Annotated in this window: 9 protein-coding genes and 1 tRNA gene; all 10 read right to left on the reverse strand. The window is 63.4% G+C overall.

What is annotated here, in order from left to right; all coding sequences use genetic code 11:
- Nucleotides 1–342: 342 nt before the first annotated feature.
- The 10 genes from rpoC to tuf all read right to left on the reverse strand — a co-directional run bounded on the left by rpoC (nt 343) and on the right by tuf (nt 14,249).
- On the reverse strand, nt 343–4,590 hold the full coding sequence (gene rpoC / locus ORK51_RS03170; protein ID WP_070426688.1) for a DNA-directed RNA polymerase subunit beta': 4,248 nt from the start codon (nt 4,588–4,590) through the stop codon (nt 343–345).
- Nucleotides 4,591–4,679: 89 nt separating this feature from the next.
- Entirely contained in the window at nt 4,680–8,834 is a 4,155-nt protein-coding gene (gene rpoB / locus ORK51_RS03175; protein ID WP_266083998.1) for a DNA-directed RNA polymerase subunit beta, read from the reverse strand.
- Between the two features lie 296 nt (nt 8,835–9,130).
- The gene (rplL, locus tag ORK51_RS03180; protein WP_019186119.1) at nt 9,131–9,499 is read right to left on the reverse strand and encodes a 50S ribosomal protein L7/L12; all 369 of its coding nucleotides are present in this window, start codon (nt 9,497–9,499) and stop codon (nt 9,131–9,133) included.
- A gap of 62 nt (nt 9,500–9,561) precedes the next feature.
- Nucleotides 9,562–10,095 carry a 50S ribosomal protein L10 gene (rplJ, locus tag ORK51_RS03185; protein ID WP_019186118.1) on the reverse strand — a complete coding sequence of 178 codons (534 nt, stop codon included), beginning with the start codon at nt 10,093–10,095 and terminating at the stop codon, nt 9,562–9,564.
- 387 nt (nt 10,096–10,482) lie between these two features.
- The gene (rplA, locus tag ORK51_RS03190; protein WP_019186117.1) at nt 10,483–11,181 is read right to left on the reverse strand and encodes a 50S ribosomal protein L1; all 699 of its coding nucleotides are present in this window, start codon (nt 11,179–11,181) and stop codon (nt 10,483–10,485) included.
- Nucleotides 11,182–11,185: 4 nt separating this feature from the next.
- Entirely contained in the window at nt 11,186–11,614 is a 429-nt protein-coding gene (gene rplK / locus ORK51_RS03195) for a 50S ribosomal protein L11 (protein ID WP_019186116.1), read from the reverse strand.
- Nucleotides 11,615–11,857: 243 nt separating this feature from the next.
- Nucleotides 11,858–12,418: a transcription termination/antitermination protein NusG gene (nusG, locus tag ORK51_RS03200; RefSeq protein WP_019186115.1), complete on the reverse strand. Its 561-nt coding sequence runs from the start codon at nt 12,416–12,418 to the stop codon at nt 11,858–11,860.
- A gap of 10 nt (nt 12,419–12,428) precedes the next feature.
- Nucleotides 12,429–12,836, reverse strand: coding sequence for a preprotein translocase subunit SecE (gene secE / locus ORK51_RS03205; protein ID WP_019186114.1), 408 nt, complete (start codon nt 12,834–12,836; stop codon nt 12,429–12,431).
- 44 nt (nt 12,837–12,880) lie between these two features.
- Nucleotides 12,881–12,956: transfer RNA gene (locus tag ORK51_RS03210), tRNA-Trp, on the reverse strand.
- 102 nt (nt 12,957–13,058) lie between these two features.
- The gene (gene tuf / locus ORK51_RS03215; protein ID WP_019186113.1) at nt 13,059–14,249 is read right to left on the reverse strand and encodes an elongation factor Tu; all 1,191 of its coding nucleotides are present in this window, start codon (nt 14,247–14,249) and stop codon (nt 13,059–13,061) included.
- Between the last annotated feature and the right edge of the window lie 28 nt (nt 14,250–14,277).

Below are 14,277 nucleotides of genomic sequence, written 5' to 3' on the forward strand. Positions count from 1 at the left end.
ATGTTCTTCTGAGAGAGGCCAATGAAAAGACTGGCCATGAATGCGGAAATGTGCGAGCAGGCGAAAGACCGGCCTGCTGAGACAGACGATTGTAGCAACCCGGCGAAAACGCAGTCAAATGCGCACGCGCCAAGCCAGCCCTGATCCCGGGCCGTTACAGGGGAGCCTTTTCCATGCCCCCCGTTCAGGTTGTCAAGCCGGTCCGTTGAAAGACCGGCGGGCATCCTACCTCATCGGCAGGCGGACGACCAGTGGCCGCTGCCTGCTGATTTGCCGGGAGGGCCACCGACCGGAGTCGGCGCCCTGCCCTGCCGCGGGCCCGGCCGGAGCCGGGCCTGCGTATTACTCGTCGCTGCCCGGCGCCTGGTCGGCGTCGGTCGATTCCACCGCCACGGCGGCCACCGGGGCCACCTCAGCCACGGCCGGCGCGCTGCCGGACAGGGTCTGCATTTCCGAGTCGGTCAGCCCGGAGGCGTTGCGACGACGGTTGGCGTGGTAAGCCAGGCCCGTACCGGCCGGGATCAGACGGCCGACGATGACGTTTTCCTTCAGGCCGCGCAGGTTGTCCGAGGTGCCGCGAACGGCCGCTTCGGTCAGCACGCGGGTGGTTTCCTGGAACGACGCCGCCGAGATGAACGATTCGGTCGCCAGCGAGGCCTTGGTGATACCCAGCAGGACCGGATCGAAACGGGCCGGCAGCTCGTTGCGGGCGGCCAGGCGGGCATTTTCCTCGATGACGCGCTGGCGCTCGGCCTGCTCGCCATTCAGGAACTTGCTGGTGCCCTGGTCGGTGATCTCGACCTTGCGCAGCATCTGGCGGGTGATCACCTCGATGTGCTTGTCGTTGATCTTCACGCCCTGCAGGCGGTACACGTCCTGGATTTCCTTGACCAGGTAGGCCGCCAGCGGTTCGACACCCAGCAGACGCAGGATGTCCTGCGGGCTCGGCTCGCCGTCCACGATGGTTTCGCCCTTGGTCACGTGCTCGCCTTCGAAGACGATCACCTGACGGTACTTCGGGATCAGCTCTTCGTGTTCCGAACCATCGGTGTCCTTGATGATCAGGCGCTGCTTGCCCTTGGTGTCCTTGCCGAAGCTGATGATGCCCGAACGCTCGGCCAGGATCGCCGGATCCTTCGGCTTGCGCGCTTCGAACAGATCGGCCACGCGCGGCAGACCACCGGTGATGTCACGGGTCTTGGACGCTTCCTGCGGGATCTTGGCGACCACGTCACCCACGCCGACGGCGGCGCCGTCCTGCAGGTTGACGATCGAGCGCGGCGGCAGCAGGTACTGGGCCGGCAGATCCGTGTTCGGAATGGTCAGGTCGTTGCCGTTCTTGTCCACGATACGGACGATCGGGCGCAGATCCTTGGCCTGCGAACCACGACGCTTCGGATCGGTGATTTCACGCGATGCCAGGCCGGTCAGTTCGTCGGTCTTCTCGATGACGGTGACGCCGTCGATGAAGTCGATGAAGCGGATGAAACCGGCCACTTCCGAAACGATCGGGTGGTTATGCGGGTCCCAGTTGGCCACGGTCTGGCCAGCCTTGACCGCATCGCCGTCCTTGGACGTGATGGTCGCACCGTACGGCAGCTTGTAACGCTCACGCTCACGGCCGTGGGCATCGAGCACCGACATTTCACCCGAACGCGAGACCGCCACCAGCGAACCGCTGGCGTGCTCGACCGACTTCAGGTTGTTGAACTTCACCGAACCGGTGGTCTTGACGGTGATGTTGTCGACCGCAGCAGCTCGCGACGCCGCACCACCGATGTGGAACGTACGCATGGTCAGCTGGGTACCCGGCTCACCGATCGACTGCGCGGCGATGACGCCGACCGCTTCGCCGATGTTGACGATGTGGCCACGGGCCAGATCGCGACCGTAGCAGTGTGCGCAGACGCCGAACGGCGAGGCGCAGCTGATGGTCGAACGGACCTTGACCGACTGCACCGAGGCGTCTTCCAGCTTGGCCACCCACTGCTCGTCGAGCAGCGTGTTGCGGGTCACGATCGGATCTTCGTCGTTGCCCGGCAGGAACACGTCCTCGGCCACGACACGACCCAGCACGCGGTCCTTCAACGGCTCCACGACGTCGCCGCCTTCCACGATCGGGGTCATGGTCAGGCCTTCGGTGGTACCGCAATCCACTTCGGTGATGACCACGTCCTGCGCCACGTCGACCAGACGACGGGTCAGGTAACCCGAGTTCGCCGTCTTCAGCGCGGTATCGGCCAGACCCTTACGGGCACCGTGGGTGGAGTTGAAGTACTCCTGCACGTTCAGGCCTTCACGGAAGTTCGCCTTGATGGGCGTTTCGATGATCGAGCCATCCGGACGCGCCATCAGGCCGCGCATACCGGCCAGCTGACGGATCTGCGCCTGCGAACCACGCGCACCGGAGTCGGCCATGATGTACAGCGAGTTCATCGACTTCTGGTCGATGGTCTCGCCTTCGGCATTGACCACCTTCTCGGTACCGATGGTGTCCATCATCGCCTTGGCGATGCGTTCATTGGTGCGCGACCAGATGTCGACCACCTTGTTGTAGCGCTCGCCGGCGGTGACCAGGCCCGACTGGTACTGCTCCTGGATTTCCAGCACTTCGGCTTCGGCCTCGGTGAGGATGCCGCGCTTCTCGTCCGGGATCAGCATGTCGTCGATGCCGATCGACACGCCCGCGCGGGTTGCGTAGGCGAAGCCGGTGTACATCAGCTTATCGGCGAACACGACCGTGTCCTTCAAGCCCAGCTGACGGTAGCTGGAGTTGATCAGGCGGCTGATGTTCTTCTTGGTCAGCTCGGTGTTGGCCAGCGCGAACGGCAGGCCTTCCGGCAGGATTTCAGCCAGCAGGGCGCGACCGATCGTGGTGTCCACGATCGAGGTCTTGTTCTGCTTGTTGCCTTCCTCGTCGGTCACCACTTCGGTGATGCGGACCTTGACGCGTGCGTGCAGTTCCACCACGCGATTGTCGTAGGCGCGCTTGACTTCGGCGATGTTGGCGAAGGCCATGCCCTCGCCCTTCTTGTTCACCAGCGAGCGGGTCATGTAGTACAGACCCAGCACGACGTCCTGCGACGGCACGATGATCGGCTCGCCGTTGGCCGGCGACAGGATGTTGTTGGTGGACATCATCAGCGCACGCGCTTCCAGCTGGGCTTCCAGCGAGAGCGGCACGTGGACGGCCATCTGGTCACCGTCGAAGTCGGCGTTGAACGCGGTGCAGACCAGCGGGTGCAGCTGGATGGCCTTGCCTTCGATCAGGACCGGCTCGAAGGCCTGGATGCCCAGACGGTGCAGGGTCGGCGCACGGTTCAGCATCACCGGATGTTCGCGGATGACCTCTTCCAGGATGTCCCAGACTTCGGCTTCTTCGCGCTCGACCAGCTTCTTGGCGGCCTTGATGGTGGTGGCCAGGCCACGACGCTGCAGCTTGGCGAACACGAACGGCTTGAACAGCTCAAGCGCCATCTTCTTCGGCAGGCCGCACTGGTGCAGGCGCAGGTACGGACCGACCACGATGACCGAACGGCCCGAGTAGTCCACGCGCTTGCCCAGCAGGTTCTGGCGGAAGCGGCCCTGCTTGCCCTTGATCATGTCGGCCAGCGACTTGAGCGGGCGCTTGTTGGTGCCGGTGATGGCACGGCCGCGACGGCCGTTGTCCAGCAGCGCATCGACCGATTCCTGCAGCATGCGCTTTTCATTGCGCACGATGATGTCCGGCGCGTTCAGCTCGAGCAGGCGGCGCAGGCGGTTGTTGCGGTTGATGACGCGGCGGTACAGATCGTTCAGATCGGAGGTCGCGAAGCGGCCACCGTCCAGCGGCACCAGCGGACGCAGGTCCGGCGGCAGCACCGGCAGCACGGTCATGACCATCCACTCCGGACGGTTGCCCGACTCGAGGAAGGCCTCGACCAGCTTGATGCGCTTGGTCAGTCGCTTGAGCTTGGTTTCCGAACCAGTGCTGGCGATTTCTTCGCGCAGGCGGGTCATTTCCGACTGCAGGTCGATGGTGCGCAGCAGTTCGTACACGGCCTCGGCGCCCATGGCGGCATCGAAGTCGTCGCCGTGTTCCTGGCGGGCCTGCAGGTACTGTTCTTCGGTCAGCAGCTGGCGGCGTTCCAGGGCGGTCAGGCCCGGCTCGGTCACCACGTAGGCTTCGAAGTACAGCACGCGCTCGATGTCACGCAGGGTCATGTCCAGCATCAGGCCGATGCGCGACGGCAGCGACTTGAGGAACCAGATGTGCGCGACCGGCGAGGCCAGGTCGATGTGACCCATGCGCTCGCGGCGCACCTTGGCCAGGGTGACTTCGGTGCCGCACTTTTCGCAGACCACGCCGCGATGCTTCATGCGCTTGTACTTGCCGCACAGGCACTCGTAGTCCTTGACCGGTCCGAAGATGGCGGCGCAGAACAGGCCGTCACGTTCCGGCTTGAACGTACGGTAGTTGATGGTTTCCGGCTTCTTCACTTCGCCGAAGGACCACGAACGGATCAGGTCCGGCGAGGCCAGCGCGATCTTGATCGCGTCGAAGTCCAGCGTCTGACGCTGCTGGTTGAAGAGGTTGAGCAAGTCTTTCATGGTGTTTCTCCGAAAGGAGGAAATCTTGTCGATGGGGCTGTCGGTTCAGATGTGGCGGCGCGGCTGCCGGGGCAGCCGCGCCTGCGCGATCAGTTGCCGTCCAGTTCCATGTTGATGGCCAGCGAGCGGATTTCCTTCACGAGCACGTTGAAGGATTCCGGCATGCCCGCGACCATCTCGTGCTCACCGTCGACGATGTTCTTGTACATCTGGTTGCGGCCCTGCACGTCATCGGACTTCACCGTCAGCATTTCCTGCAGGGTGTAGGCCGCGCCGTAGGCTTCCAGCGCCCAGACTTCCATTTCACCGAAGCGCTGGCCACCGAACTGCGCCTTGCCGCCCAGCGGCTGCTGGGTGACGAGCGAGTACGGGCCGGTCGAACGGGCGTGCATCTTGTCGTCGACCAGGTGGTTCAGCTTCAGGTAGTGCATGTAGCCCACGGTGGTGTGGCGATCGAATGCCTCACCGGTGCGGCCGTCATACAGCTGGGTCTGGCCGCTCAGCGGCAGGTCGGCCAGGGCAAGCATGTGCTTGATCTCGGCTTCCGTCGCACCGTCGAACACCGGCGTTGCCATCGGCACGCCGTCGGTCAGGTTGGCGGCCAGGCGCAGCAGCTCCTCGTCGCTGAACTGGGTCAGGTCGACGTGGTTGGCGTGCTGGGTCTTGTCGTGGTTGTAGACGTCGTCCAGGAACTTGCGCAGGTCGTTGATCGCGGCCTGGGCTTCCAGCATGCCCTGGATCTTGCGACCCAGGCCCTTGGCGGCCCAGCCCAGATGCACTTCCAGAATCTGGCCGATGTTCATACGCGACGGCACGCCCAGCGGGTTCAGCACGATGTCCACGGTTTCGCCCGAGGCCATGTACGGCATGTCCTCGACCGGCACCACGTTGGAGACCACACCCTTGTTGCCGTGGCGGCCTGCCATCTTGTCACCCGGCTGGATGCGACGCTTCACGGCCAGGAACACCTTGACCATCTTCAGCACGCCCGGGGCCAGATCGTCGCCCGCGGTGATCTTGCCGCGCTTGTCGGCGAAGCGACGCTCGAATTCCTTCTCGTGCGCCTGGATCTGCTTCTGGGCGCGTTCGATGGCTTCGGAGGCGTCCTCGTCCTTCATGCGCAGCACGAACCAGTCAGCCTTCTTCAGGCCGTCCAGGTAGGCGTCGGTAACGGTGTCGCCCTTCTTCAGGTTGGCACCGCCGTTGACCACCTTGCCCACGATCTGCGAACGCAGACGGGCGTAGATGGCGCCTTCCAGGATGCGGAACTGGTCGTCGAAGTCCTTCTTGACGCGCTTGATTTCAGACTCTTCGATCTGACGGGCGCGCTTGTCCTTCTCGATGCCATCGCGGGTGAAGACCTGCACGTCGATGACGGTGCCGTCCATGCCCGGCGGCACGCGCAGCGAGCTGTCCTTCACGTCCGAGGCCTTCTCGCCGAAGATCGCGCGCAGCAGCTTCTCTTCCGGGGTCAGCTGGCTTTCGCCCTTCGGGGTGACCTTGCCGACCATGATGTCGCCGGCGCGGACTTCGGCACCGATGTACACCACGCCGCTCTCGTCCAGGCGGTTCAGGGCCTGCTCGGAGACGTTCGGGATGTCGGCGGAGATTTCCTCCGGCCCCAGCTTGGTGTCACGCGCAACGCAGGTCAGCTCTTCGATGTGGATCGTGGTGTAGCGATCCTCTTCCACCACGCGCTCGGAAAGCAGGATGGAGTCTTCGAAGTTGTAGCCGTTCCACGGCATGAAGGCGATCAGCATGTTCTGGCCCAGGGCCAGTTCGCCGATGTCGGTGGACGGACCGTCAGCCAGCACGTCGCCACGCGCCACCACGTTGCCCACTTCCACCAGCGGACGCTGGTTGATGCAGGTGTTCTGGTTGGAGCGGGTGTACTTGATCAGGTTGTAGATATCCACGCCGGCGTCGGTCGCGTCGGTGATCTCCACTTCGTTGACCTTGACCACGATGCGGCCGGCGTCGATCTGCACGATCTCGCCACCACGACGGGCGTTCACGGTCACACCCGAGTCACGGGCCACGGCGCGTTCGATACCGGTACCCACCAGCGGCTTCTGGGCACGCAGGGTCGGCACGGCCTGACGCTGCATGTTGGCGCCCATCAGCGCGCGGTTGGCGTCATCGTGCTCCAGGAACGGGACGAGCGCGGCAGCGATCGACACGGTCTGCATCGGCGAGACGTCCATGAAGTGGACTTCCGCCGGCGGCTTGAGCAGCGACTCACCCTGGAAGCGGCACGGCACGAACTGCTCGGTGAGCATGCTCTTGGCATCGGTCAGGGCGTTGGCCTGGGCGATGACGTACTCGTTTTCTTCGATGGCCGACAGGAATTCGATCTCGTCGGAGACCTTGCCGTCGGCAACCTTGCGGTACGGGGTCTCGAGGAAGCCGTACTGGTTGGTGCGGGCGTACACGGCCAGCGAGTTGATCAGGCCGATGTTCGGGCCTTCCGGCGTTTCGATGGTGCAGACGCGGCCGTAATGGGTCGGGTGCACGTCGCGCACTTCGAAGCCGGCGCGTTCGCGGGTCAGGCCACCCGGGCCCAGGGCCGAGACGCGACGCTTGTGCGTCACTTCCGACAGCGGGTTGTTCTGATCCATGAACTGGGACAGCTGCGAGGAGCCGAAGAACTCCTTGATGGCCGCAGCGACCGGCTTGGCATTGATCAGTTCCTGCGGGGTCAGGCCTTCGGATTCGGCCATCGACAGGCGTTCCTTGACCGCGCGCTCGACGCGGACCAGGCCCACGCGGAACACGTTCTCGGCCATTTCACCGACCGAACGCACGCGACGGTTGCCCAGGTGATCGATGTCATCGACCACGCCGCGACCGTTGCGGATCTCGGTCAGGACCTTGATCACGTCCAGGATGTCGGAGGTGTCGGCGTGCTCGGCGACCAGGCGCTTGGACTCTTCGTCGTTGCGCTCACCGAAGTACTTGCGGTCGTACAGCACGGCTTCGCCGGTGACTTCCTTGCGGCCGACACGACGGTTGAACTTCATGCGGCCGACCGTGGACAGGTCGTAGCGCTCGAAGGTGAAGAACAGGTTGTGGAACAGGTTCTGCGCGGCGTCCTTGGTCGGCGGCTCGCCCGGACGCATCATGCGGTAGATCTCGACCAGGGCTTCGAGCTGGGTCTTGGTCGGATCGATGCGCAGGGTGTTGGACAGGTACGGGCCACGATCCAGATCGTTCACCCACAGGGTGCCCACGGCATCCACGCCGGCCTTGCGGAAGGCCTGCAGCTGCTCGTCGGTGATTTCGTCGTTGGCCTGGGCCAGCAGTTCGCCGGTGTTCGCATCGACCACGTCGTGCGACAGGATGCGGCCGACCATGTACTCGTCCGGCACGGCCAGGGCAGCGATGCCCGAGGCTTCCAGCTGCTTGACGTGGCGCGCGGTGATGCGCTTGCCCGCTTCCACGATGACCTTGTCACCGTCGGCCAGGTCGAAGTTCAGGGTCTCGCCACGCAGGCGCTCGGAGACCAGCTCCAGCTGCACGCCTTCATCGGGGTTGATGTGGAACGTGTTGATCTCGAAGAACTCGGCCAGCATCTCTTCGTTGCTGTAACCCAGCGCACGCAGCAGGATCGACACCGGCAGCTTGCGGCGACGATCGATACGGGTGAACAGGGCGTCCTTCGGGTCGAACTCGAAGTCCAGCCAGGAGCCGCGGTACGGGATGATGCGGGCGCTGTACAGCAGCTTGCCCGAGCTGTGGGTCTTGCCACGGTCGTGGTCGAAGAACACGCCCGGCGAACGGTGCAGCTGCGAGACGATCACGCGCTCGGTACCGTTCACGATGAAGGTGCCGTTGTCGGTCATCAGCGGGATTTCGCCGAGATAGACTTCCTGCTCCTTCACGTACTTGATGGCCTTGGTCGACGACTCGCGGTCGTAGATCACCAGGCGCACGGTCACGCGCAGCGGCGCGCCGTAGCTCATGCCACGCTGGCGGCACTCGCGCTCGTCGAACACCGGGTCGCCGAGCTTGTAGCCGACGTATTCCAGGGCGGCATTGCCGCTGTAGCTGGAAATCGGGAACACCGACTTCAGGGCCGCATGCAGGCCGTGGTCCGTGCGCTTGGCCGGATCGACGTTTTCCTGCAGGAATTCACGGTAGGAATCGACCTGGATGGCAAGCAGGAACGGCACTTCGAGGATCGAGCGCTGCTTGCCGAAATCCTTGCGGATACGCTTCTTTTCGGTGAACGAATAAGACGTCATGAGGTATCACCTTGGCTGTGCGGATCGTGCGTCCACGACCCGAGGGGAAACTGAAATTGTCAGTTGGAAGTCGCTGGTATTGCCGGCACCAGCACGCCTTCTCCCGCTACTTCCAACTGCCAACTCGTCTGCATCCACTCCCCTGCCCGCGCGCTTGTGCGCCGCTGTGACGGGGGATGACCGCAGCCCGTGTTGGGCTCGTACTTCGGGTGTTGCGTGAAACGACCAAAGGCCGGGGGCTTACGCCCCCAGCCTTGGCTGCATCGCCGTGTTTCGATGGCGAGGCAAGGAACTGCTTACTTGACTTCGACAGTCGCGCCAGCAGCTTCCAGGTCCTTCTTGAACTTGGCAGCGTCGTCCTTCGAAGCGGCTTCCTTGATCATGCCGCCGGCTTCTGCCAGATCCTTCGCTTCCTTCAGGCCCAGGCCGGTGATGGCGCGGACAGCCTTGATGACTTCGACCTTCTTGTCGCCGGCCGACTTCAGGATGACGTCGAATTCGGTCTGCTCTTCAACAGCGGCAGCCGGGCCAGCAGCAGCTGCTGCGGCGACCGGAGCAGCGGCGGAGACGCCGAACTTCTCTTCGATGGCCTTGACCAGCTCCATCACTTCCATCAGGGACTTCTCGGCGATGGCGTCGACGATCTGTTCGTTGGTAAGGGACATTTTGATTACCTTTGGATAATTTTCTGGGTTGAGGTTCCGTTCGGAACCACGGAAACGTCGACTCAGGCGGTTTCGGCGACCGGCTCGGCAGCGTCAGCGGTTTCACCGCCATCCTGCTTGTCGGCCACGGCCTTGACGGCGCGGGCGAACATGGCAGCCGGCTCGGACAGGACGCGGGCCAGCATGGCCAGGGCCTGATCACGGGTCGGCAGCGAGGCCAGCACGTCGACATGACCGGCCGGGAACAGTTCCCCGCCGATGGCCACGACTTTTGCCTGCAGCTTGTCGTTGGTCTTGGCAAAATCCTTGATCAGGCGACCGGCTGCGCCGGGCTCCTCGAGCGAGAACGCGTACAGCAGCGGACCGACGAGTGCGTCTTTGGCGCATTCGTATTCGGTACCTTCCACTGCACGTGCCGCCAGCGTGTTCTTGACAACTTTCAAGAAAACGCCGGTTTCGCGTGCCTGCTTGCGCATCGCGGTCATCTGGGAGACCGTGGTGCCAGCGTATTCGGCTGCGATCAAGGAGTGAGCCTTGGCGGCGACGTCTGCCAGCTCGGCGACTACTTCTTGCTTCTGGGACAGATTGAGAGCCATTGCACTCCTCCAATTGAACTCCGCTTACGGCTCCTGCCGTGTGCGGTCCTGGGCGGCATCCGTCCTGGACGCCGGGAACATCAGGTGATGTTCCAAGGGTGGGCCGTTCTAGACCTGGATGGCCAACCTGGGAGAACCCAGACGTGCGTAAACCAGAAAAACTCCAGAAGGGCACCATCTACGCAGGGTGATTCCCGGGGGAATCGATTAAGCGTTCGGTACTGCGCCGGCGGCGACTCCCTGCCAATGCGAGCATCCCTGCCCGTCGCCGGTATGTACTGACCGCGCCTGCGGTCTTTGACGGCTATCTCCGCGGGGCGGACCCCACTCGGATTGCCTTCAAATATCGCGGGTACCGGACCGGAGCCCGGTACCCGCTTGAAACGATTACTTCAGCGACAGCGACGACTGGTCGACAGTGACGCCCGGGCCCATCGTCGAGCTGACCGAAACCTTCTGCAGGTAGGTGCCCTTCGAGGTGGCCGGCTTGGCCTTGATCAGGTCCATCAGCAGCGCCTGCAGGTTCGACTTCAGCGCGTCTTCGGCGAAGTCGGCCTTGCCGATGGTGCAATGGATGATGCCGGCCTTGTCGGTGCGGTAACGCACCTGACCCGACTTGGCATTCTTGACGGCTTCGCCCGGGTTGGCCGAGACGGTGCCGACCTTCGGGTTCGGCATCAGGCCGCGCGGGCCGAGCACGGTGCCCAGCTTACCCACGACGCGCATGGCATCCGGGGTCGCGATGACGACGTCGTAGTTCAGATCGCCGGCCTGCATCTTCTCGGCCAGATCGTCCATACCAACGGCTTCGGCGCCAGCGGCCAGGGCTTCGTCAGCCTTGGCACCGGCCGGAGCGAAGACGGCAACGCGCACGCTCTTGCCGGTACCGGCCGGCAGCACGGTGGAACCGCGCACCTGCTGGTCGGACTTCTTGGCGTCCACGCCCAGGCGCACAGCAACGTCGAAGGACTCGACGAACTTGGCCTTGGTAGCGGTCTTCAGGATCTTGATGGCGTCCTCGAAGGCATATGCCTTGCCCGGGACGACGGCGGCCTTGATGGCCTTCTCACGCTTGGTCTGTGCCATCTTCTTAACCCTCTACCACGAGGCCCATGGAACGGGCAGAACCGGCGATGGTGCGCACCGCGGCATCCAGATCGGCAGCCGTCAGGTCTGCTTCCTTGGTCTTGGCGATCTCTTCGAGCTGCTTGCGGGTCACCTTGCCCACCTTCTCGGTGTTCGGACGCTTGGAGCCCGACGAGATGCCTGCAGCCTTCTTGAGCAGCACGGCAGCCGGGGTGCTCTTGGTGATGAAGGTGAAGGTACGGTCCGAGTAGGCCGTGATGATGACCGGCACCGGCAGACCCGGCTCCAGCTTCTGCGTGGCGGCATTGAAGGCCTTGCAGAATTCCATGATGTTCAGGCCACGCTGACCCAGCGCAGGACCGACCGGCGGCGAGGGGTTGGCCTGACCGGCCTTCACCTGCAGCTTGATATAACCGACAACTTTCTTTGCCATGAGTATGCTCTCCGGGTGCTAGCGCCTTGCGACAACAGGCTCCCCATCGGACCGGGAATCACGCGTCCCGGCATCGCGTTTTGAATTCACGCAGAAGGCCACCTTGCGGCGGCCCTTGCTTTTTGCCAGCTTCCTGGCAGGAAGCCGCGCACTATATCAGGTTTTTTCTTCCCCTGCCGCATGGCAGAGGGTACCGGGCTGTTCAGGTTCCGGGCGGCCGCCCGGAACCCACTGCCCTCAGGCTCAGACGGCCTTTTCGACCTGGCCGAACTCGAGCTCGACCGGGGTGGCACGACCGAAGATCAGCACCGAGACGCGCAGACGGCTCTTCTCGTAGTTGACTTCCTCGACCACGCCGTTGAAATCGTTGAACGGGCCTTCGGTGACGCGGACCATCTGGCCCGGCTCGAACAGCACCTTCGGACGCGGCTTTTCGACACCTTCCTGAACGCGGTCCAGGATGGCGGCAGCTTCCTCGTCACGGATCGGCAACGGACGGTCGGCGGTGCCGCCGATGAAGCCCATCACCTTGGACGTATCCTTCACAAGGTGCCAGCTTTCGTTGTCGATGCGCGGAATGCCGTTTTCTTCGTGGGTCTCGATCTGGACCAGCACGTAACCCGGGAAGAACTTGCGCTCGGAACGGCGCTTCTGGCCGGCGCGCATTTCAACCACTTCCTCGGTCGGGACCAGGACGTCACCGAAGCGCTCCTGCATCTCGTCACGCACGATGCGATCGCGCAGAGCCTGCGCCACCGACTTTTCGAAGCCCGAATAGGCGTGAACGACGTACCAACGCTTCACTGGTTTCTCCTTATCGACCCAGGAACCACTGGGTCAATTTCTGAATCACGAAGTCAAATCCGCCCAGCAGCAGGCTGAGGATGATCACCACGACGATCACCACCCAGGTCATGCGAATGGCTTCCTGGCGCGTCGGCCAGACCACCTTGCGCAGTTCGAAACGCGATTCGGAAAGGAATTCCCGCGTGTCGCGACCCTTGCCGGTCAGCAGGAACACGCCGAGGCCGGCCACCAGGCCAACGACAACGGCCAGACCGCGAAGCGGACCGGCCCATGCACTCTGTGAGGCGTGCTCAGGAGCACCGAACCAATACCAAGCAAAAAGACCCGCCAGCACGAGGATCGCTGCGGCGGCGTACTTGACGATGTCACCTCCAGTGGAGGCGTTGTCTTTGGAATGCTCGATCTTGCTGTTCATCCGGCTCTGGCTGCTGTGGCGGCATAGCCGCTGGAAGGGAGAAGTGGCACGCCAGGAGGGACTCGAACCCCCAACCTGCGGTTTTGGAGACCGCTGCTCTGCCAATTGAGCTACTGGCGTACTGAAAAAACTTGCCTTCCCTAAGACGGCGAAGGCGGACCGAGGTTCCCGGCCCGCCACTCGCGAGACCGGCAGCGCAATGCAACCGCCGGTATAACGCTGTTACTCGAGGATCTTGGAGACCACGCCGGCGCCGACGGTACGACCGCCTTCACGGATGGCGAAGCGCAGACCTTCGTCCATTGCCACCGGGTTGATCAGGGTGACAACCATCTTCACGTTGTCGCCCGGCATCACCATTTCCACACCTTCCGGCAGTTCGCAAGCGCCGGTGATGTCGGTGGTACGGAAGTAGAACTGCGGACGGTAGCCCTTGAAGAACGGGGTGTGGCGGCCGCCTTCGTCCTTGGACAGGACGTAGACTTCGGCGTCGAACTTGGTGTGCGGCTTGATCGAACCCGGCTTGGCCAGGACCTGGCCACGCTCGACGTCGTCACGCTTGGTGCCGCGCAGCAGCAGACCGGCGTTGTCACCTGCCTGACCCTGGTCCAGCAGCTTGCGGAACATTTCCACGCCGGTCACGGTGGTCTTCTGGACCGGACGGATACCGACGATTTCGATTTCTTCGCCGACCTTGATCACGCCGCGCTCGATACGACCGGTCACCACGGTGCCGCGGCCCGAGATCGAGAACACGTCTTCCACCGGCATCAGGAAGGGCTTGTCAACGTCACGCTCCGGGGTCGGGATCCAGCTGTCGAGAGCTTCGACCAGCTTGATCACGGCCGGCACGCCGATCTCGCTCTGGTCGCCTTCCAGCGCCAGGCGGGCCGAACCCGAGATGATCGGGGTGTCGTCGCCCGGGAAGTCGTACTTGCTCAGCAGCTCGCGGACTTCCATTTCAACCAGTTCCAGCAGCTCGGCGTCATCGACCATGTCTGCCTTGTTCAGGAAGACGACGATGTACGGCACGCCGACCTGACGCGACAGCAGGATGTGCTCGCGGGTCTGCGGCATCGGGCCGTCAGCAGCGGAGCAGACCAGGATCGCGCCATCCATCTGGGCAGCACCGGTGATCATGTTCTTGACGTAGTCAGCATGGCCCGGGCAATCGACGTGGGCGTAGTGACGAACGGTGGATTCGTATTCGACGTGCGCGGTGGAGATCGTGATGCCACGCGCCTTTTCTTCCGGCGCGGCGTCGATCGCGGAGTAGTCCTTGAACTCACCGCCAAAGCGCTCGGCACCGATCTTGGTCAGTGCGGCGGTCAGCGTGGTCTTGCCGTGGTCAACGTGACCGATGGTGCCGACATTGACGTGCGGCTTGGTGCGCTCGAACTTACCCTTGGCCATGGCTGCTTATCTCGAAATCGTCTGAATT

Source organism: Stenotrophomonas sp. RIT-551, assembly GCF_026241915.1.
Classification (GTDB): domain Bacteria; phylum Pseudomonadota; class Gammaproteobacteria; order Xanthomonadales; family Xanthomonadaceae; genus Stenotrophomonas; species Stenotrophomonas bentonitica_A.